This is a genomic window from Intrasporangium zincisolvens, from assembly GCF_034724055.1.
GTDB classification, from domain to species: domain Bacteria; phylum Actinomycetota; class Actinomycetes; order Actinomycetales; family Dermatophilaceae; genus Monashia; species Monashia zincisolvens.
This window is the reverse complement of the sequence record NZ_JAWIIL010000001.1, coordinates 847,475-866,507: the sequence shown is the minus strand read 5'-3', so window position 1 is coordinate 866,507 and position 19,033 is coordinate 847,475. Positions and strand designations below refer to the sequence as shown.

Sequence of the window (19,033 nt, the reverse complement as noted above, 5' to 3'; positions counted from 1 at the left end):
CCGGAGGACGGCACCGGACGCGTCACTGCGAGTACGTCGAGAGGAACTTGCCGAGCCGGCCGACGGCGTCCTCGAGGTCCTCGACCCGGGGCAGGAAGACGAGCCGGAAGTGGTCGGGCGTGCCCCAGTTGAAGCCGGTGCCGTGCACGACGAGCAGGTGCTGCTCGCGGAGCAGGTCGAGGGCGAACCGCTCGTCGTCGCGGATGTCGTGGACCTTGGGGTCGAGGCGCGGGAAGAGGTAGAGCGCGCCCTCGGGCTTGGTGCACGAGACGCCGTTGATCTGGTTGAGCATCTCCCACGCGACGTTGCGCTGCTCGAGGAGGCGGCCCCCGGGCAGGATCAGCTCGTTGATCGACTGGTAGCCGCCGAGCGCCACCTGGATCGCGTGCTGCGCCGGCACGTTGGCGCACAGGCGCATGTTGGCGAGGATGTCGAGGCCCTCGAGGTAGCTGCGGGCGTGCTCCTTGGGGCCGGTGATGGCCAGCCACCCGGAGCGGAACCCGGCGACGCGGTAGGCCTTGGACAGCCCGTTGAACGTCAGGCACAGCAGGTCGGGCGCGAGGCCGGCGATCGAGGTGTGGGTGGCGCCGTCGTAGAGGATCTTGTCGTAGATCTCGTCGGCCATGACGATGAGCTCGCGCTCGCGCGCCACCTGCACGATGGCCTCGAGCACCTCGCGCGGGTACACGGCGCCGGTGGGGTTGTTCGGGTTGATGACGACGATCGCCTTGGTGCGGTCGGTGACCTTGCTGCGGATGTCGTCGAGGTCGGGCGCCCAGCCGGCCTGCTCGTCACAGACGTAGTGCACGGGCTTGCCGCCGGCGAGGCTCGTGGCCGCGGTCCACAGCGGGTAGTCGGGCGCCGGGAGCAGCACCTCGTCGCCGTTGTCGAGCAGGCCCTGCATCGCCATGACGATGAGCTCGCTGACGCCGTTGCCGAGGTAGATGTCCTCGACGCCGAGGTGCGGGAACTCGCGCACCTCGTAGTGCTGCACGATGGCCCGCCGCGCCGAAAGGATCCCCTTGCTGTCGCTGTAGCCCTGGGCGCGCGGCAGCTCCTGGATGACGTCGACGAGGATGTCCTCGGGCGCCTCGAACCCGAACGGGGCGGGGTTGCCGATGTTGAGCTTGAGGATGCGGTGGCCCTCCTCCTCGAGGCGCTTGGCCTCGGCGAGCACGGGACCGCGGATCTCGTAGCAGACGTCCTGCAGCTTCTTGCTCTGGCTCACCGCGCGCATGCGACCAAGGGTGGCACCGCCGCAGCCGCGTTCCCGGGAGATTCCCACCATGTGGCCCGTCGCGTCCGTCACGTCTCCGACCGTCCCGAGGCGTGGACGCCCCCGTCCGCCCCGTGGACTCACGCCCGACGCGTCAGCGACCGAGGCAGCCGAACGCCGACGCAGGGCTGCGGGCGGTCAGGGTCGTCACGAGCTGGTCGAGGCTCGGGGCGACGAGGTCGATCGTCTGCACGTGGCCCTCGACGGTGCGGGTCAGGTGCGCGACGGCCGGCTGCGTCGGCGCCGAGGACGACCAGCCGGACTGCTGGAGGTAGCCGACCATCTGCGAGGCGGCTGGACCGGTCGATGGCGGGTAGGTGCGCGTCACGACGCCGTCGTCGGAGTCGCGGCAGGGCGGTGCCTCGCCGTGGCCCTGGGGCGTCAGGAGGCGGTCCATCTCGGTGATGTCCTGGTCGAGGGCGGTGAACGCGGCGACGTCGTCGGCGTGCACGCGCGAGGTCCAGGCCCAGCCGGCGAGGCCGACGAAGACGAGCAGGAGCACGACGAAGACGGTGGCCGCCGGGCCCGGCCGACGCGTTCCGCGCGAGCCGTTCGTCTCCGGCGAGCGGGGCGGCTGGGGTGCTGCGGGGCCACCGCCGGGCGCCGGGGCGCCACGCCGCCGCCGCGCCCGTTTCGGGGCCTCGTCGACGAAGCCGGAGTCGCTCACCGGCACAGTGTGGGACAGCTCCGGCCCGCGCGTCAGGACCGGACCCGAACCGTCTCCATTCCGTAACCGGAGGTCAGCCGTTCACCGGTTTGGCGCCCTGGCGGTCGGCTCGTTCCGGCGCCGACCGGCGGCGCAGGAGCGGGCGGGAGAGGTCGAGCAGGCGCGGGTCCACGCGTCGGCCGGTGCGCCATGCGAGCGTCAGGAGCACACCGAGCGCGACGAGGTCGAGCGGCACCCCCACAGCAGTCGTCGACAGGCCGAGGCTGTAGCCCTCCGGCAGCGTCATGAAGCACACGACGCTCGCGAGGACGGCGAGCGGCTTCTCGGCGCGCTCCCACGACGGGGCGAGCGACACGGCGAGCACCGGCAGCACCCAGAGGAAGTACCAGGGCAGGAAGACCGGCGCGAGCACGACGACGGCGAGCAGGCCCCACCCGAGGGCCCGCACCGTGCGCGCCGTGTCGTCGGACGCGGCTCGCCGCCCGGGCCCGCGACGGCCCGACGCGCGGCGTCCGGTGGGTCCGGCCGGCGCGGCGGGCTTGGCGGCCCCGAGCCACACGAGCACGAGCAGCACCGCGAGGACGACGAGGCCGACCGTGCGCGCGAGGTCCACGGCCGGCTCGCGCCAGCCGTCCTGCCCGAGCACCGTGCCGACCGCCTGCACCGCGATCCCGACGCCGGTGGGCAGCGAGGTCCACTGCTCGTTGCGACCCGGCGTCGCGCCGGGGTTGAGCCAGGCGAACCCGAGCCGGGTGAGCAACCCACCGGCCGCCATGACGACACCGGCGGCGAGCAGCGTCAGGGCCCCGGCGCGCACGACGCCGGGCCAGCGCAACGGGCCGCTGCGCCCGGAGCGTCGCAGGGCGTGCCGGGCCCAGAGCAGCGCGAGGAACGGCAGCGCGACGACGGCGGTCACCTTGACCATCGCCCCGAGGGCGACGACGACGGCAGCCGTGACGAACCGCCCCCGCAGGGCAAGGGCGAGGCCGCCGAGCACCGCCGCGACCATGAGCGCGTCGTTGTGGGCGCCGCTGACGAAGTGCACGCCGACGAGGGGGCATGCGACGGCGAGCCACGTCGCGCGCGCCGGGTCGGTGCCGAGGCGTCGGGCGACGTCGGGGACGGCCCACGCGATGACGACGACCCCGACGACGGCGAGCAGCCGCAGCAGGAGCAGCGCCACCCAGAGGTGACCGCCCGACATCGACGCGACGCCGCGGGCCAGCAGCAGCCACACCGGCCCGTACGGCGTCGGGGTGTCGAGCCACGTCGGGGCGGTGGAGAGGCGCCAGTCGGAGTCCAGCTCGCGGACCGTGTGGTCGTAGGGGCTGAGGCCCTCGGACCACAGCAGGCCCTGCGCCGCGTAGGAGTAGAGGTCGCGGCTGTAGAGCGGCACCGATGCCACGAGCGGCGCGAACCACAGCGCCGCCGTCGTCTGCCACCAGCCGACCGTGACCCGGGCCCACCGCAACCGCCACCACGCGACGACGAACCCGACCATCGCCAGCAGCGCCACGGTCGCGAGCAGGGGCGAGCCGCCCGTGTCGCGCCACCAGGCCACCCCCGGCCAGAGCACGTGCTGGTTCAGCTCGGGGCGGGCGCCAGCACCCCACGACGCGGCGGCCAGGGCGAGCGACGCGGCGACGCCGGCCCATCGCCAGCGCGCCGGTTTCGACCGGCGGGCCGCCGAGGTCAGGGCGGCGACGCGGTCGGGGTCGTCGCGCACGAGCCGGCCCCACGCGTCGGACACGCGGGCCGACCAGCCGCGCGGCGGCACAGCCTCAGCCATGTGTGACCGGCTCGTCACCCCAGGCGAGGAGCCGCCAGCCCGCCTCGGGGTCGCCCTCGAGCGTGACGACGTGGGTGTTGTCGACGCGCCGGTCGTCGAAGAACGAGCCCGGCAGCCCGAGCGAGGCCGCGCACCAGACGCGCATGGCGGCGCCGTGGCTGACGGCGAGCGCCGACTCGTGGCCGCCCGCGACGATCTGCGCGATGGCGGCGTCGTAGCGGGCGAGGAACTCGGCGCCGCTCTCGCCGCCGGGAATGGGGTGGAAGGGGTCGTCACGCCACTTCACGAGGGCGTCGATGTAGGGCTGCCACTCGGTCGACATCTCCCAGTCGCCGGCCTGGATCTCGCGCAGGCCGGCGAGGACGACCATCTCGAGGCCGAGCGCGGCGGCGAGCGGCGCGGCCGTCTGCTGGGTGCGCACGAGGTCGGAGGTGTAGATGGCGCCGAGGTCCTCGCCGCGGAGGCGCTCGGCGAGGGCGTGGGCCTGGGCGCGCCCCTCGTCGGTGAGGTCGAGACCGGGCACGGCGGTGTCGAGCTGGCGGGCGACGTTGGCGTGGGTCTGGCCGTGGCGCACGAGGAAGAGCCGCACGTCACTGGTCCTTCACGGTGACGCCGGTGAGGCACTCGACGCCGGTCTTGCTCCCGGTCCAGAACTTCTCGACCGACACCGGGGCCGTCGCGCCCGCAGCGAGGGGCACGTCGACCTCCTTGCTCACGACCTCCGAGCCGTCGGAGGACTTGACGATGAAGACGCCGACGGTGAACGTGTGCTGCTGCGTGTCGGGGTTCTTCAGCGTGCCGGTCAGGCTCCAGACGTCGCCGGCTCCGGGCGCGCACTCGACGCCGGTCAGGCTCGCGCTGGCGTCGAAGAGGCCGCCGTCGCCCGCGGCCGACGGCGTGGCGTCGTCGGGGGCGGTGGTGCCGGTGTCGGGCAGGATCGTCGGCTGCACCGGCACGCTCACCGTGGCGCCGTCGTCGGGGGTCGAGGGCGTCGGCTGGCCGCACGCCCCGAGGGCGAGGGCGGCGACGGCGGCGAGAGCGAGCGGCCTCACGGCCAGACGTCGGGGACGCGGCACGGGTCCACCTCTTCCTGCTGGGGTGCGTCGACGGCGGCACCACGAGCGGCTCGCCGAGGCGTCGACGCGGCGCCCGGGCGCGGTTCGCGCCCATTGTGCCCCGCGTCCCTGTTCAGGGCAGGAGCAGGCGCGCGGCCACGCCGGTCGCGATGACGAGCAGGCCTGCGGCCACGGCCACGGTGTCGGGTCTGTGCCACGGCGCGGGACCGGCCCACGTGCGACGGCGGGCCTCGGCGAACCCGCGCGCGTCCATGGCGAGGGCGAGCGCGGCCGCCTGCCCGAGCGCCCCGAGCAGCAGGCCACCGGTGACGACGACCGCCTCACGGCCACGGTCCAGCAGGCCGGCGCCGGCGATGCCGCGCACCCGGCGGGTCGTCATGAGCTCGCCCCACAGGGCGTCGAAGGACTGGAGCCGCTGCAGGGCCGCGGTGGCCGCGACGACCGGCCGGGCCGGCAGCCGGAGCCGTTGGGCCAGGTGGTCGCCGAGGGCGTCGGGGTCGATGGCGCCGACCACGACTGCCGAGGGCAGCAGCAGGCACAGGACGCGGAGCGCCGCCCCGGCGGCGACCTCGAGGTCACGCCCGCCGAGCAGCCACGCCGACCACGCGACGCCGACGACGGCGAGCGCCGCCGGGGCGAGCCGGGCGAGCACGCCCCGGACCCGCCCGACCGGGCGCCGCCCCTCGCCCGGCGCGAGCAGGGCGAGGGCCGCGAGGAGCACTTCGACGCCGAGCACGGCCAGGCCCTGGCGCCACGTGTCGAGCAGGGCCGGCAGGGGCAGCACGCAGAGCGCGGCGGCGACGAGCGAGAGGGGCCCGGCCCGCGAGACGAGCGTGCGCCGCTCGGGCACCGGGTCGGGCGACGGCTGCTCGGGACGCGTCACCTGACGGACGCCGTCGGCGCGGGCCACGACGCCGGGGTCGTGGGTCGTGACGACGACCGCCGAGCCCTCGCCGCGGGCGGCCTCGAGGACGCCTGTGACGGACGCCCACGTCAGGCGGTCCTGCCCGACGGTCGGCTCGTCGGCGAGCAGCAGCGCGGGTCCGTGGGCGACGGCCGAGGCCATGGCGAGCCGGCGCTGCTCACCCCCGGAGAGCTGGCGCGGGTCGGCACCGGCGAGGTGGGCCAGGCCGAGGGCGGCCAGCAGTGCGTCGGCGCGGGCATCGGCGGCGGTGGGGTCGGCGTCGAGCGCGTGCAGGGTGGTGAGCACGTCGTCGCGGACGGTGCGGCCGACCACGGCGGTGGCGGCACGCTGCGGCACCCACGCGACGGCGCGGGCGAGGTCGCGGGAGGCCCAGTCGTGCGGCGGGTCGACGCGGGCGCGCGAGGCGTCGTCACCGGGCACGAGGGGCAGGGCGAGCTCGACGCGTCCGGCGGCCGGCTCGACCAGACCGCCGAGGGCGCTCATGAGCGACGACTTGCCGGCGCCGCTCGGGCCGACGAGCGCGAGGGTGTGGCCGGCGCGTGCCTCGAGGTCGGCGTCGACGACCGCGGTGGTGGTGCGGGCCGGCTCGCCGAGGCGGCGCGTGCGGTGCTCGACCCCGATCCCGACCGCGGACGCGACGACACCACCGGTCGGAACGAGCCCGGAGGACGCGTCGGGCAGGGGTGGGAGGTCGAGGTGCTGCGGGGCGGGGTCTGGCACACCGGGGACCCAGATGCCCTGTGAGGCAAGGATTTCCGCGTCGCGATCGAGCACCGCCCGCGGCGGACCGTCGGTGACGACCGAGCCGTTCGCGTCGAGGACGACGAGTCGGTCGACGAGGTCGACCCAGCCGTCGAGTCGGTGCTCGACGACGACGAGCGTCAGGCCCCGACGCGTCACGACGTCGGCCACGACGCGTCGGACCTCGGCCGCGGTGGCGGCGTCGAGCATCGCGGTCGGCTCGTCGAGCAGGAGCACCGACGGCTCCATGACGAGCGCGCCGGCGAGGGCCAGGCGCTGGGACTCGCCACCGCTCAGCGTCGCCGGCGGGCTCGACGGCGGCATCGTCAGGCCGACCTCGGCGAGGGCGGCCACGACCCGCTCCGGCATCCGGTCCCGCGGGACCAGCACGTTCTCGAGCCCGAACGCGACGTCGCGCCCCACGGTGGATGCGACGACGCCGGCGCCCGGGTCCTGCAGCACGAGGCCCACCGAGCCCGGAACCGTCTGCGGCGCAGCGCCGCCCACGGTGACCTCACCGGACAGGTCACCCGCGTCGGCCGTGAGCAGCAGCCCCGCGACGGCGCGCAGCAGCGTCGACTTGCCCGACCCGCTCGGCCCGGCGAGCAGCACGCGCTCGCCGGGCTCGACGGTGAGGTCGAGGTGGTCGAGGACCGGTCGCGAGCGGCCGTACGGCCGCCAGGTCAGGTCGCGCACCTCGATGCGCGTTCCCGACGCGTCTGCACCGGGTCGAGGCGTTCGGCGACCGGATGTGGTCGCCGAAGACCTCGAACCGGCGTCAGAGAGCTCGTGCACGACCGACCTCAGGACGCGGTCCGCTCCCGGGCCTCCTGACCGGGCGGGAACGCGGCCAGGGCGCCGGCCTTCGCGAGAAGCCGCGTCAGGCCGAGCGCGAGCGCCGAGCCGAAGACGGCCACCGAGCCGCCGAGGAGGAACAGGTAGGCCACCTTGTAGCCCCAGCCCCAGTCGGTCCAGTAGGAGTACCACTCGTACACGGCCTCGAACGCGCCGCCGAGGAAACCGCCGAGCAGCAGCGGACCCCATCGGTAGACGGTGTAGCCGAAGAGGGCGAAGCCGAGCTCGACGCCGAGACCCTGCGCGAGGCCGGACACGACGGTCGTGATGCCCCACTGCGTCCCGATGAGCGCGGAGACGATCGCGGCGAGCAGCTCGGTGAACACGGCCGCGCCCGGACGCCGGATGACGAGCATCCCGACGAGGCCCGCGACGAGCCACGGCCAGTTGAAGAGGGCGCCGAGCGGCGGGAAGCCGGCCGACACCGCGTTGGACGGGATGGCGTAGACGAGCCCCCAGGCCCAGTAGGCGACGCCGAAGGCGACACCGAGGAAGGCGCAGGTGAGCAGGTCGATGGTGCGCCAGCGGGTCAGCGGCCCGCTCGCGGTGATGGTGCTGGACATGGTGTGACTCCCGGGTCTCCGATGGATACCTCGGGGAGGACACGCCGCGGCGTCCGTGACGCCGGCGGGTGGCCTGAGATACCGACTTCCTTCGCCGGTGCTAACCGGAGCAGGTTCGAGGGTCTGCGGCTCTGCCCTCCGGGCTGCCGCACTCTCAGCGCGTTCGCGCTCCCCTGTCGTATGGGTGTGGTGGTGCTGTTCAGTTGTCGGGGGTGACTCTACCCCCGACGCCGTGGGTACAGTCACGCCATGGCACGTAGTGGAAAGCAGAGCGCGAAGAAGGCCAAGGGAGCGGCCTCCCGGGCCGTGGCGAAGGCGGACGACGCGACCACCCAGCACACCGCTGCGGGCAACGCGATGTGGAAGCTGCTGAGCGTCGGCACCACCCTCGTGGCGACCAAGCTCGCCACCGACGCCGCCCAGAAGGGGTGGAAGCTGGCGACCGGCCGCAACGTGCCGGTCAAGGGCGACTACGAGCGCGAGAAGACCCGCGACGTCATCCTCTTCACGGCGATCTCCTCGATGGCCGTGGCGGCCGCGCGGGTCGCCGCCGAGCGGGGCGCGGCCACGTACTACCGCCGCTCCTCCGGCCACCTGCCCAAGGCCCTCGAGGACGACCAGGTCGCGCCCGAGGACAAGAAGGTCGCCAAGAAGCTCGCCAAGGCCAAGCACAAGGCGGAGAAGGCGACCCAGAAGGCCATCGACAAGGCCACCGGCAACGGCTGAGAGGAGGGGCGGCTCAGGGGCGCTCCGCCCTACGCGTCGCCCACGCGGACGAGCCCGGTCTCGTAGGCCAGCACGACCATCTGGACCCGGTCACGCAGGCCGAGCTTGGCCAGGATCCGCCCGATGTGCGTCTTGACGGTCGCCTCGGCGAGGAAGAACGACGCGGCGATCTCGGTGTTGTTCAGGCCCCGACCGACGGCGACGAGCACCTCCCGCTCGCGCTCGGTCAGCACGTCGAGCCGCTCGATCCCCTCGGGGCGACCGGGGTCGTCGAGGACCGGAAGGAAGCGGTCGAGCAGGCGGCGCGTCGGGCCGGGCGCGACGACGGCGTCACCGGTGCGCACGGCCCGGATCGCCGAGAGCAGCTCGGCCGGGCCGGCGTCCTTGAGGAGGAAGCCGGCCGCCCCGGCCCGGAGGGCGGCGAGCACGTACTCGTCGAGGTCGAACGTCGTGAGCACGAGCACCCGCGGGCCGGACGCGCCTGCGGCAGAGGCGCTCTCGACGATCCGCCGGGTGGCCTCGATGCCGTCGAGCCGTGGCATCCGGATGTCCATGAGCACGACGTCGACGTCGCGACCGGGCAGCAGGTCGAGCGCGGCCTGACCGTCGCCGGCCTCGGCCACGACCTCGACGTCCGGCTCGGCGTCGAGGACCATCCGGAACCCGGCCCGCACGAGGGCCTGGTCGTCGACGATCATGACCCGAGCGGGACCGGCGGGAGCCGTCGGCTCGAGGGCGGTGGGGGTCGTCATCGGGTCCTCTCGTCGACGCGTTCCGGGCCGTCCGTCGGCACGGCGCGGGTGGGGGTCGTCGTCACGGGCACGGTGGGGTCCACGGTGCGGTCCACGGCTGGGTCCACGGCTGGGCGAGCCGGCAGCGGCATCGTCGCGAGCACCTCGAACCCGCGGACTCCGCGCGGTCCGGCGGTCAGCGTGCCGTCGTGCACGGCGACCCGCTCGCGCATCCCCGCGAGCCCATGACCGCGGCCGTCGTCGGGACTGCCGGCGCCGACGCCGTCATCGCTGACGCACACCCGCAGCCGCCCGTCCTGCTGGACGACGTCGACGACGGCCTGCGCCCCGGGGCCGGCGTGCTTGATGACGTTGGTCAGTCCCTCCTGCACGACGCGGTAGGCGGCGAGGTCGAGCGCGACCGGGCGGGACGCGTCGGTGCCCCGCACGCTGAGCGTCACGGGGACCCCGGCCGCGCGGACGCCGGCCACGAGGTCGTCGAGCTGGTCGAGGCCACCGGTCGGTGCGAGCTCGGCGCCGGACTCCGGGTCGCGGAGCACGCCGACGAGGCGTCGGGTCTCGCCGAGGGCGTCGCGGGCCGTCGCGGCGACGGTCTCGAGCGTGCGGACGGCCTGTTCGAGGGCGCCGTCGGGGCGACGCGTCGCGGCGTACGCGGCGCCGTCGGCCTGCACGACGATGACCGACAGGGCGTGCGCGACGACGTCGTGCATCTCCCGGGCGATGGCGGCCCGCTCCTGCTGGGCAGCGAGCCGCAGCTCCTGCTCGCGCTCGCGCTCGACGCGCTCGGCGCGGTCCTGCAGGTCGGCGAGCCGCTGGAGCCGGGCGCGCTTGAGGTCGCCCAGCGTGTACGCGGACAGGGCGGCCGTCGCGCAGGCGACGAAGGTGAAGACCACGGCCACGAGGTCGGGCGACCGGTCGACCTCGCCGGTGAAGCGCAGCGCCGCGATGGCAGCGCCGAGGGCCGCGACGCCGAGGCCGGCCCAGCGCACCCGCCGGCGCCGCTCGTACGCGGCCAGCGAGTAGAGGGCGACGAGGAAGGCGAGGTCGCCAAACAGGATGTTGGACTCGGGGATGGTGCGCAGGGCCAGCCCCACGCTGACGACGCCGAAGGCGAGGGGCGGGCGGCGGCGGCGCACGACGAGGGCGAGGTTCGGCAGCCCGAGCAGCGCCCAGGCCGCCGACGAGCTGCTCGAGCCGAGCACGATGGTGCCCACCCCGCCGAAGAAGAGGGCGAGCGGCACGTCGAGCAGGAGGGGACGCCGCTGCAGCCAGTCGTACACGGACCCCTCCCTCATGCGTCGGAGCCTAGGCGAGCCGAGGACCCCGGCGCGTCCCACCGCGGTCGCACCGGCGTCGGGGCCGGGTGCGACCACGGGCGGACGGGCGGACGCGGCGGACCGCGACCCCGCGGGGTGCGTCGAGCGTCACGTCACCGGTGCGCCGGGAGTCACTGACGCCGCGTGCCCGGCGGCGGACGATGGAGGTGGGAAGGAGCCGTCATGGGCGCTCGAAGCAACGGGCACCGGACACCGACGTTGACGTTCCTCGGAGCCGCGGGCACGGTGACCGGAAGCATGTTCCTCGTCGACGCGGCCGGCGAGGCCCGGGCCGGCTGGGGCGCGGGGTGCCGCGTCCTCGTCGAGTGCGGGCTGTACCAGGGGGAGCGCCGCTGGCGCGAGCTCAACTGGCGCCCGGCGCCGGTCGACCCGGCGAGCCTCGACGCCGTGGCGCTGACGCACGCGCACCTCGACCACTGCGGCTACCTTCCGGCGCTCGTGCGCGAGGGCTATCGCGGCCCCGTGCTCGCGACGTCGGGCACCGCCGAGCTCGCGGCGGTCGTGCTGCGGGACAGCGCCCACCTGCAGGAGGAGGAGGCCGAGTGGGCCCGGAGCAGCGGGTGGTCCAAGCACGACCCCCCGCTCCCCCTCTACACCGGGGAGGACGCCGAGCGGGCCGTCGAGCTGCTGCACCCGACCGACTACGACACCACGGTTCCGGTCTCGACCGACGGCACGACCCGGCTGCGCTTCGTCCCCGCCGGGCACATCCTCGGCTCCTCGAGCATCCTGCTCGAGAGCGGTGCGTCGAGCGTGCTCTTCTCCGGCGACCTCGGGCGCCCGACTCACCCGGTGCTGCAGCCACGGGCCCGGCCGCCGGCGGCGCGCACCGTCGTCGTCGAGTCGACCTACGGCGACCGCGCCCACCCGCCGGTCGACCCGGGGCACACCGTCATGGCCGAGGCGATCCGCCGGACCATCGCGCGGGGCGGGTCGGTCGTCATCCCGGCCTTCGCCGTCGACCGCACCGAGGTGGTGCTCCACGCGCTCGCCGAGCTCGTCGCGTCCGGGGCCGTGCCCGACGTGCCGATCTGGGTCGACAGCCCGATGGCTCTGGCAGCGCTGCGGATCTACCGCGAGGCCTCGCACACCGGCGAGGTGCGCCCCGAGGCGCTCGAGGAGCTGCGCGGGCTACGGCAGCTGCGCGAGGCCCGCACCGCCGAGGAGTCGATCCGGCTCAACACCCCGGGCACCCCGTCGGTCATCGTGTCGGCCTCGGGCATGGCGACCGGTGGACGCGTCGTGCACCACCTCGCCTCGCTGCTGCCCTATGCGCGCAACACCGTGCTGCTCACCGGCTACCAGGCCATCGGCACGCGCGGGCGGTCGCTGCTCGAGGGGGCGCGCGAGCTCAAGATCGGCGGGCGGTACGTGCGGGTGCGGGCCGAGGTCGTGGCCCTCGACGACCTGTCGGTGCATGCTGACGCCGACGAGCTGCTCGCGTGGCTGCACGAGCTGCCCGAGGCGCCCCGGACCGTCCACGTGGTGCACGGCGAGCCCGAGGCCGCCCGGTCCCTGGCTCGGCGCGTCCGGGACGAGCTGGACTGCGCCGTGTCGGTCCCCCGCCTCGGCGAGCGCGTCCTCCTCGACTGAGCGTCGGTGTACGGGATGACGACCACCTTCGGCGTGCGCAGGGACGCTCGTGCTCGGGCCTCCCGGCCCGCCGCGGTTCGTGGTCGTCATCGTGAACGGCTCGGACGCACAGACGCGAGTGATCGCGGTCGAACCCTTCCCGCGCGGGGTCCGGTGGTGGTGTGCTGGATCCGGACCCCACGACGGGCTCCGGTCACGAGCACGCAGGCACTGCACGAGGAGGTGGACCCATGGACGCCAAGGTGGGCGACCGCATCACGATGGCGGCCGAGCACGTCGGCCAGACGACGCGGACCGGCGTGATCCGCGAGGTCAAGGGCGAGGGCGGCGGCCCGCCGTACGTCGTCGAGTGGTCCGACGGCCACACCGGCCTCATCCACCCCGGCCCGGGGTCCGTCCTCAAGTGCGAGCACCCCGAGGACGCCGCAGGCTGACCCCTGCTCGACGCGTCAGAGGTCGAGGGCTCGGACGATGGGGACACCGGCGCGGTAGGACAGGTGCAGGTGGCTCGGGCCGTCGATGACGGCGAGCTCGGCGGGCTGCCCGGGCGCGACGCGTCGGTCGAGGCCGAGCGAGCGCGCCGACACCGCCGTCGCGGCGTGCAACGCCTCGGCCGGGGTCATCCCCATCTCGCGCACCGCGAGCGCGATCGCGAACGGCATCGACGAGGAGTAGCACGTGCCCGGGTTGCAGTCCGAGGCGAGCGCGACGTCGACCCCGGCGTCGATGAGCCGGCGGGCGTCCGGGTAGGGCGAGCGGGTCGAGAACTCGACGCCGGGCAGGAGGGTCGCGACCGTCGCGCCGCGAGCGCCGACGAGGGCGTCGACGTCGGCGTCGTCGAGGTAGGTGCAGTGGTCGACGCTCGCCGCTCCGAGCTCGCAGGCGAGCCGGACGCCGGGGCCGTGGCCAAGCTGGTTGCCGTGGACCCGGAGCCGCAGGCCCCGGTCGCGCCCGGCGGTCAGGACCGCACGCGACTCGTCGCCGTCGAAGGCGTGCGCCGAGTTCGGCTCGCAGAACACGTCGATGCTCTCAGCCAGGGCCGGACCGCCTTGCGGCGCAACAGCATCGAGCATCGGACCGGTGACCAGGTCGACGTAGGCCGACCGGTCGGACGCGAACTCCGGGGGCACGACGTGGGCGCCGAGGAACGTCGTGTGAGCCGTCACCTCGCCCGCGATGCGCAGCGCCCGCACCTCGTCCTCGAGGGTCAGGCCGTAGCCGCTCTTGATCTCGACGGTCGTCGTGCCCTGGGCCCGCATCTCGGCGACGCGGCCGCGCACGAGGGCGAGCAGCTCCGCGTCGGAGGCGGCCCGCGTCGCCTCGACGGACACCCGGATGCCGCCGCCGTCGTAGGGCGTGCCCGTCATCCGCGCCGCGAACTCCGCCGAACGGTCGCCGGCGAAGACGAGGTGGGTGTGCGAGTCGACGAAACCCGGGATCACGGCCCGACCGCCGAGGTCGCGCGACGCGTCGGCGGGAGGCGCGTCGGCCGAGCGTCCCACCCACTCGAGCACGCCGTCGACGGACACGACCACCGCGGCGTCGCGGATGACGCCGAGCAGCCGGTCGCCCGGGTCGGCCTGTGCCGGAAGCGAGTCCGAGACCGCAGCGTCGTTCGTCGTCAGCTCGGCGATCCCGGTGAGGAGCAGGCTCACGCGCGCACCCCGCCGTGGACACCGCCCGGCACCCCGGCGCTGAGGCGCTCGATGGCGCCGCCGAGGAGCCGGCCGACGTCGCCCATGCGGTGGTGCCCGTCGCTGACGACGACCTCGCCGCCGACGACGACCGTCGACACGTCGGAGGCCACGCACGAGTAGATGATCTGGTCGTGGTTGGACCCCGCGGTGTTGACCGTGTCGGTGCGCACCGTGACGAAGTCGGCGAGGGCGCCCTTGCTCAGGTGCCCGCCGTCGGCCCAGCCGAGGGCCCGGTAGCCGTTGAACGAGGCGGCGAGGAGCAGGTCGTTGGCCGAGAACCGGTCGCGCTCGTTGGTGAGGAGCCGCTCGTGCATCTCGATGCCGCGCAGCTCGACGAAGGGGTCGATGATGACGTTCTGGTCCGAGCCGAGCGAGATCGGGCTGCCGGCGTCGTGCAGGGCCCGCGAGAGCCCGAGGCCGTCGGCGAGGTCCCGCTCGGTCGTCGGGCAGATGCACGCGCCGGTGCCGGTACCGCCGAGCAGCTCGACGTCATGATCGGTCAGGTGCGTCGCGTGGATGCTCGTGAGGTCGGGCCCGAGCGCGCCGGCCCCGTCGAGCAGCTCGGTGGGCGTGCAGCCGTAGTACATCTGGCAGGCGAGGTTCTCCCCCGGCTGCTCGGACAGGTGCACGTGCAGCGGGAGGTCGCCGGCGGCCTCGACGACCTTGGGCAGGTCCTCGCGGCGCACGGCGCGCACCGAGTGGATCGCGGCACCGAGCCGCACGCGGTCGGTCGGGCCGGGTCGCGAGGCCATCCGCTCGGCCCACGCGTCGACGGTGCCGTCGCTGAACCGCAGCTGCCCGGGGTGCAGCTCCACGTGACCACCGCCGTTGAGGCCGCCCTCGAGGTAGCACGTGTCGAGGAGCGTGAGGCGGATGCCGGCCTCCTCGGCGGCCTGGCGCACGGCCAGGCCCATGGCGTTCGGGTCGCGGTAGGCGTGGCCACCCGGCCGGTGGTGCACGTAGTGGAACTCGCCGACGACGGTGAAGCCGGCCTGCACCATCTCGGCGAAGACCGCGCGCGCGAGCGTGAAGTACGTGTCGGGGTTCAGCTTCTCGGCGGCGGCGTACATCTGCTCGCGCCAGCTCCAGAAGTTGCCGCCGCCCCCGTTGACGCGCCCGCGGAGCGCCCGGTGGAACGCATGGCTGTGCGTGTTGGCCATGCCGGGCAGCGTGACGCCGGGGAGGCGGACGTCGCCCGGCTCCGGGTCGGCGTCGACGAGCACCTCCTTGAAGTAGCCGTCGGCGGTGACCAGCCGGACACGGTGGGCGAAACCACCTGTCAGCCAAGCACTCTCGCACCAGAACGAAGTCATCGAGGGGTGTCCTTCCGGGTGGTGAGGGCAGAGACCACAGCGGTGAGGGCGCTGACGCCGTGGTGGCAGTCGTCGAGGTAGGCCGACTCCTTCGGCGAATGCGACACCCCGGTCGGGTTGCGCACGAACAGCATGGCCGACGGGACGCCGTGGGTGGCGAGAATGCCCGCGTCGTGGCCTGCCCCGGTACCGAGCAACGGCGCGTCGGGCAGGACGGCCCGCAGCTCGTCGACGAGGCCGGCGTCGAAGGTCGTCGGCGGCGTCCATGACTCGATGGTCGTCTCCCCGCCGGTGCGCATGGCGTCGGCGCCCACGGCCTCGACGACGGCCCGCACGGCGTGCTCGGACCGGCCTCGGGCGTCGAGCCAGGCCGTGACGTGGCTCGGCACGGCGTTGACGCCGCCCGGCTCGACGACGAGCTTGCCGACCGTGGCGACGCAGCCGAGCGCCGTCGCGTACGACCGGGCGGCGTGCACCACGTCAGCGAGGGCGATCATCGCGTCGCGGCGGTCCTCGAGGCGGGTCGTGCCGGCGTGGTTGGCCTCGCCGGGCAGGTCGATGCGCCAGCGGCCGTGCGGCCAGATGTCGGTGCCGATGGCCACGGCGCGCGCGTCGTCGGAGAGGTCGTCGGTGCCGTCGGGGGCGAGCGCGAGTGCCTTGCCCTGCTCGATGTGCAGCTCGACGAACCGGCCGACGCGGCGGACGGCCTCGGGGTCGGGACCCATCGCGGCCGGGTCGCGGCCGGCCTTCTGCCAGGCCTCGGCCATCGTGACGCCGTCGCCGTCGGCGAGCCCGCGGGCCCGGTCGGCGTCGAGCTCGCCGGTGATGAGGCGCGAGCCGGCGCAGGCGACGCCGAAGCGGGCGCCCTCCTCGTCGACGAAGTTGACGACGCCGAGGGGCACGTCGGGCTTCTCGACGCCGGCCGCCCGCAGGTCGTCGACCACGGCGAGGGCGCTGACGACCCCGAGCGGGCCGTCGAACGCACCGCCGTCGGGCACCGAGTCGAGGTGCGAGCCGATGACGACGCCCGGCGTCGTGTCGGGGTCGCCCCACCAGGCCCACTGGTTGCCGGCGCGGTCCTCGACGACCGCGAGCCCACGGGCCCGGCACTCGGCCGCGAACCACTCGCGGAGGTCGTCGTCGGTGCGGGTCCACGCGTAGCGCCGGTACCCGCCCGTGCCGTCGTGTCGGCCCACCGGCTGGAGGTCGGCCCACATCCGGTCGAAGCTCGTCGTCACCTCGTCACCTCGTCATTCCTGCCTCGGTCCTGCATCGCCGGTGCCGTGCACCGACCCGCGAACCTAGGCTGTCGAACATGTCCCCCGACGCCGCACCAGACACCCCTGACCGTGATGACACCGCCGAGCGTAGTGAGTCCGGGGAGATCCGCACGCCAGCGGTCGACGCCGCGCGCGCCGCGGGCATCGAGTTCACGGCCACGCGGCACGGCCGGGTACGCAGCCTCGAGGAGGCCGCGGCCGCCCGGGGCATCGAGCCGCGCGACCTCATCAAGACGCTCGTCGTGCGCCGGGCCGAGGACGACCACGTCTTCGTCCTGGTGCCCGGTGACCGCACGTTCTCGTGGGCCAAGGTGCGCGCCCTGCTGGGCACCAACCGCATCTCGATGCCCGATGCCGACGCCGCGATGGCCGTCACCGGCTACGAGCGCGGCACCATCACCCCGTTCGGCTCCGCGACGGCCCTGCCCGTCATCGCCGACACCCACCTCGTCGGGCGCCGCATCTCGATCGGCGGCGGCGAGCACGGCGTCGGCCTGACGGTCGCGGGCGACGACGTCATCCGAGTGTTCGACGCGACCGTGGCCGACATCTCCGACGAGGAGGTCCGCAAGGACCGCTGAGGCAGCCCACGACGCGTCGGGGGGCCCGAGCGAGGTGGCCCGGGCCGTCGTCGGCGGAGGGAGCGCCACCGACGACGGCCCGGAGTCGTGGCGCGAGCCGATGGAGCCGGCACGGATGGCCGCGCGGCGCCTCGTCACGGCGCGTCAGCCCTCCTGCATGGGGATGCGCACGCCGCGCTCGCGGGCGACCTGGTCGGCGATCTCGTAGCCGGCGTCGACGTGCCGGATGACGCCCATGCCGGGGTCGTTGGTCAGGACGCGGGCCAGCTTCTGCGCGGCGAGGTCGGTACCGTCGGCGAGGCTCACCTGGCCGGCGTGGAGGCTGCGGCCGATGCCGACGCCGCCGCCGTGGTGGATCGAGACCCAGCTCGCGCCGGAGCTCGTGTTGACGAGGGCGTTGAGCAGCGGCCAGTCGGCGATGGCGTCGGAGCCGTCGGCCATGGACTCGGTCTCGCGGTAGGGGCTGGCCACCGAGCCGGAGTCGAGGTGGTCGCGGCCGATGACGATCGGGGCGCTGACCTCGCCGGTTCGGACGAGCTCGTTGAAGGCGAGGCCGGCCTTGTCGCGCTCGCCGTAGCCGAGCCAGCAGATGCGGGCGGGCAGGCCCTGGAAGGCGATCCGCTCCTGTGCGCCGCGGATCCACTTGTGCAGGCGGTCGTTGTCGGGGAAGAGGTCGAGCACCGCCTTGTCGGTGGCGGCGATGTCCTTCGGGTCGCCCGAGAGCGCCGCCCAGCGGAACGGGCCCTTGCCCTCGCAGAACAGCGGGCGGATGTAGGCCGGCACGAAGCCGGGGAACTCGAAGGCGCGGTCGTAGCCGCCCTGGCGGGCCTCGTCGCGGATCGAGTTGCCGTAGTCGAAGACCTCGGCGCCGGCGTCCTGGAACTCGACCATGGCCTTGACGTGCTTGGCCATCGAGGCGCGGGCCCGGTCGGTGAAGTCCTCGGGCTTCTTCTCGGCGTACTCGGCCCAGTCCTCGAGGGCGACGCCCTCGGGCAGGTAGGACAGCGGGTCGTGGGCGGAGGTCTGGTCGGTGACGATGTCGATCTCGACGCCGCGGCGCAGCAGCTCGGGGAAGACCTCGGCGGCGTTGCCGACGACGCCGACCGACCAGCCGCGACGCTCGCGCTTGGCGGCGAGGGCCTTCTCGATCGCGTCGTCGAGGTCCTTGGCGACCTCGTCGAGATAGCGGTGCTCGACGCGTCGGTGCAGGCGTGCGGGGTCGACGTCGACGATGAGGCAGGCGCCGTCGTTGAGGGTGACGGCGAGCGGCTGCGCGCCGCCCATGCCACCGCAGCCACCGGTCAGGGTGAGCGTGCCCGCGAGGGTGCCGCCGAAACGCTTCTCGGCGACCGCGGCGAAGGTCTCGTACGTGCCCTGGACGATGCCCTGGGTGCCGATGTAGATCCACGAGCCGGCCGTCATCTGGCCGTACATCGTCAGGCCGAGGTGCTCGAGGCGGCGGAACTCGGGCCACGTGGCCCAGTCGCCGACGAGGTTGGAGTTGGCGATGAGCACGCGCGGCGCCCACTCGTGGGTCTGCATGACGCCGACCGGCCGGCCGCTCTGGACGAGCATCGTCTCGTCCTGCTTGAGGGTCGTCAGCGTGCGGACCATGGCGTCGAAGGACTTCCAGTCGCGCGCGGCGCGGCCGGTGCCGCCGTAGACGACGAGGTCGTCGGGGCGCTCTGCCACCTCGGGGTCGAGGTTGTTCATGAGCATCCGCAGCGGGGCCTCGGTGGCCCACGACTGAGCGGTCAGCTGTGTGCCGCGCGCGGCGCGGACGGGGCGTGCACCTTCCATGGCGGGTTCCCTTCTCGTTTCTCTTCCACCGTCGAGTGGCCACGTTTGGTTGCCTCTTGGCG

General features: G+C 74.3%; 18 protein-coding genes and 1 riboswitch. Of the genes, 5 read left to right on the top strand and 13 right to left on the bottom strand.

The window, feature by feature from the left end; genetic code table 11:
* Window positions 1-22 precede the first annotated feature (22 nt).
* The 7 genes from RY076_RS03890 to RY076_RS03860 all read right to left on the bottom strand — a co-directional run bounded on the left by RY076_RS03890 (window position 23) and on the right by RY076_RS03860 (window position 7,892).
* On the bottom strand, window positions 23-1,237 hold the full coding sequence (locus tag RY076_RS03890) for a pyridoxal phosphate-dependent aminotransferase (protein WP_323096279.1): 1,215 nt from the start codon (window positions 1,235-1,237) through the stop codon (window positions 23-25).
* A gap of 133 nt (window positions 1,238-1,370) precedes the next feature.
* A complete protein-coding gene (locus RY076_RS03885) occupies window positions 1,371-1,943 on the bottom strand; it encodes a hypothetical protein (protein ID WP_323096278.1) in 573 nt (190 codons plus the stop codon).
* Between the two features lie 73 nt (window positions 1,944-2,016).
* Window positions 2,017-3,732 carry a polyprenol phosphomannose-dependent alpha 1,6 mannosyltransferase MptB gene (gene mptB / locus RY076_RS03880; RefSeq protein WP_323096277.1) on the bottom strand — a complete coding sequence of 572 codons (1,716 nt, stop codon included), beginning with the start codon at window positions 3,730-3,732 and terminating at the stop codon, window positions 2,017-2,019.
* Window positions 3,725-4,321, bottom strand: a complete 597-nt coding sequence (locus RY076_RS03875; protein WP_323096276.1) for a histidine phosphatase family protein — start codon at window positions 4,319-4,321, stop codon at window positions 3,725-3,727. Before RY076_RS03875 ends, mptB begins: the two co-directional genes overlap by 8 nt.
* A 1-nt stretch (window position 4,322) precedes the next feature.
* Window positions 4,323-4,784, bottom strand: a complete 462-nt coding sequence (locus RY076_RS03870) for a hypothetical protein (protein ID WP_323096275.1) — start codon at window positions 4,782-4,784, stop codon at window positions 4,323-4,325.
* A gap of 136 nt (window positions 4,785-4,920) precedes the next feature.
* A complete protein-coding gene (locus RY076_RS03865) occupies window positions 4,921-7,170 on the bottom strand; it encodes an ATP-binding cassette domain-containing protein (RefSeq protein ID WP_323096274.1) in 2,250 nt (749 codons plus the stop codon).
* 107 nt (window positions 7,171-7,277) lie between these two features.
* A complete protein-coding gene (locus RY076_RS03860) occupies window positions 7,278-7,892 on the bottom strand; it encodes an ECF transporter S component (RefSeq protein ID WP_323096273.1) in 615 nt (204 codons plus the stop codon).
* Window positions 7,893-7,961: 69 nt separating this feature from the next.
* Window positions 7,962-8,077, bottom strand: a riboswitch (TPP riboswitch).
* Window positions 8,078-8,141: 64 nt separating this feature from the next.
* On the opposite strand from RY076_RS03860, the gene RY076_RS03855 reads away from it, so the two are divergent.
* Window positions 8,142-8,618 carry a DUF4235 domain-containing protein gene (locus tag RY076_RS03855; RefSeq protein ID WP_323096272.1) on the top strand — a complete coding sequence of 159 codons (477 nt, stop codon included), beginning with the start codon at window positions 8,142-8,144 and terminating at the stop codon, window positions 8,616-8,618.
* Between the two features lie 29 nt (window positions 8,619-8,647).
* Here the strand turns inward: RY076_RS03855 and RY076_RS03850 are convergent, their stop codons facing one another.
* Both RY076_RS03850 and RY076_RS03845 read right to left on the bottom strand, forming a co-directional pair.
* Window positions 8,648-9,370 carry a response regulator transcription factor gene (locus RY076_RS03850; protein ID WP_323096271.1) on the bottom strand — a complete coding sequence of 241 codons (723 nt, stop codon included), beginning with the start codon at window positions 9,368-9,370 and terminating at the stop codon, window positions 8,648-8,650.
* Window positions 9,367-10,665, bottom strand: a complete 1,299-nt coding sequence (locus RY076_RS03845) for a sensor histidine kinase (RefSeq protein ID WP_323096270.1) — start codon at window positions 10,663-10,665, stop codon at window positions 9,367-9,369. Before RY076_RS03845 ends, RY076_RS03850 begins: the two co-directional genes overlap by 4 nt.
* A 204-nt stretch (window positions 10,666-10,869) precedes the next feature.
* On the opposite strand from RY076_RS03845, the gene RY076_RS03840 reads away from it, so the two are divergent.
* Both RY076_RS03840 and RY076_RS03835 read left to right on the top strand, forming a co-directional pair.
* Window positions 10,870-12,300: an MBL fold metallo-hydrolase gene (locus tag RY076_RS03840; protein WP_323096269.1), complete on the top strand. Its 1,431-nt coding sequence runs from the start codon at window positions 10,870-10,872 to the stop codon at window positions 12,298-12,300.
* A 230-nt stretch (window positions 12,301-12,530) separates the two neighbouring features.
* Complete coding sequence (locus RY076_RS03835) at window positions 12,531-12,734, top strand: DUF1918 domain-containing protein (RefSeq protein ID WP_323096268.1); 204 nt, start codon at window positions 12,531-12,533, stop codon at window positions 12,732-12,734.
* A gap of 15 nt (window positions 12,735-12,749) precedes the next feature.
* Here the strand turns inward: RY076_RS03835 and hutI are convergent, their stop codons facing one another.
* The 3 genes from hutI to RY076_RS03820 are packed head-to-tail and all read right to left on the bottom strand — an operon-like array spanning window position 12,750 to window position 16,548.
* A complete protein-coding gene (gene hutI, locus RY076_RS03830; protein WP_323096267.1) occupies window positions 12,750-13,955 on the bottom strand; it encodes an imidazolonepropionase in 1,206 nt (401 codons plus the stop codon).
* Window positions 13,952-15,310: a formimidoylglutamate deiminase gene (locus tag RY076_RS03825; protein ID WP_323096266.1), complete on the bottom strand. Its 1,359-nt coding sequence runs from the start codon at window positions 15,308-15,310 to the stop codon at window positions 13,952-13,954. The genes hutI and RY076_RS03825 overlap by 4 nt, the downstream gene beginning before the upstream one ends.
* Entirely contained in the window at window positions 15,307-16,548 is a 1,242-nt protein-coding gene (locus RY076_RS03820) for an allantoate amidohydrolase (RefSeq protein ID WP_278247779.1), read from the bottom strand. The genes RY076_RS03825 and RY076_RS03820 overlap by 4 nt, the downstream gene beginning before the upstream one ends.
* 77 nt (window positions 16,549-16,625) lie before the next feature.
* Between RY076_RS03820 and RY076_RS03815 the strand changes: the two genes are divergently transcribed.
* Both RY076_RS03815 and RY076_RS03810 read left to right on the top strand, forming a co-directional pair.
* On the top strand, window positions 16,626-17,171 hold the full coding sequence (locus tag RY076_RS03815) for an aminoacyl-tRNA deacylase (protein ID WP_323096265.1): 546 nt from the start codon (window positions 16,626-16,628) through the stop codon (window positions 17,169-17,171).
* 34 nt (window positions 17,172-17,205) lie between these two features.
* Window positions 17,206-17,379: a hypothetical protein gene (locus tag RY076_RS03810; RefSeq protein WP_323096264.1), complete on the top strand. Its 174-nt coding sequence runs from the start codon at window positions 17,206-17,208 to the stop codon at window positions 17,377-17,379.
* Here RY076_RS03810 and hutU read toward each other — a convergent pair.
* On the bottom strand, window positions 17,316-18,971 hold the full coding sequence (hutU, locus tag RY076_RS03805) for a urocanate hydratase (RefSeq protein ID WP_323096263.1): 1,656 nt from the start codon (window positions 18,969-18,971) through the stop codon (window positions 17,316-17,318). The two genes, RY076_RS03810 and hutU, sit on opposite strands and share 64 nt — an antisense overlap.
* Window positions 18,972-19,033: the final 62 nt, after the last annotated feature.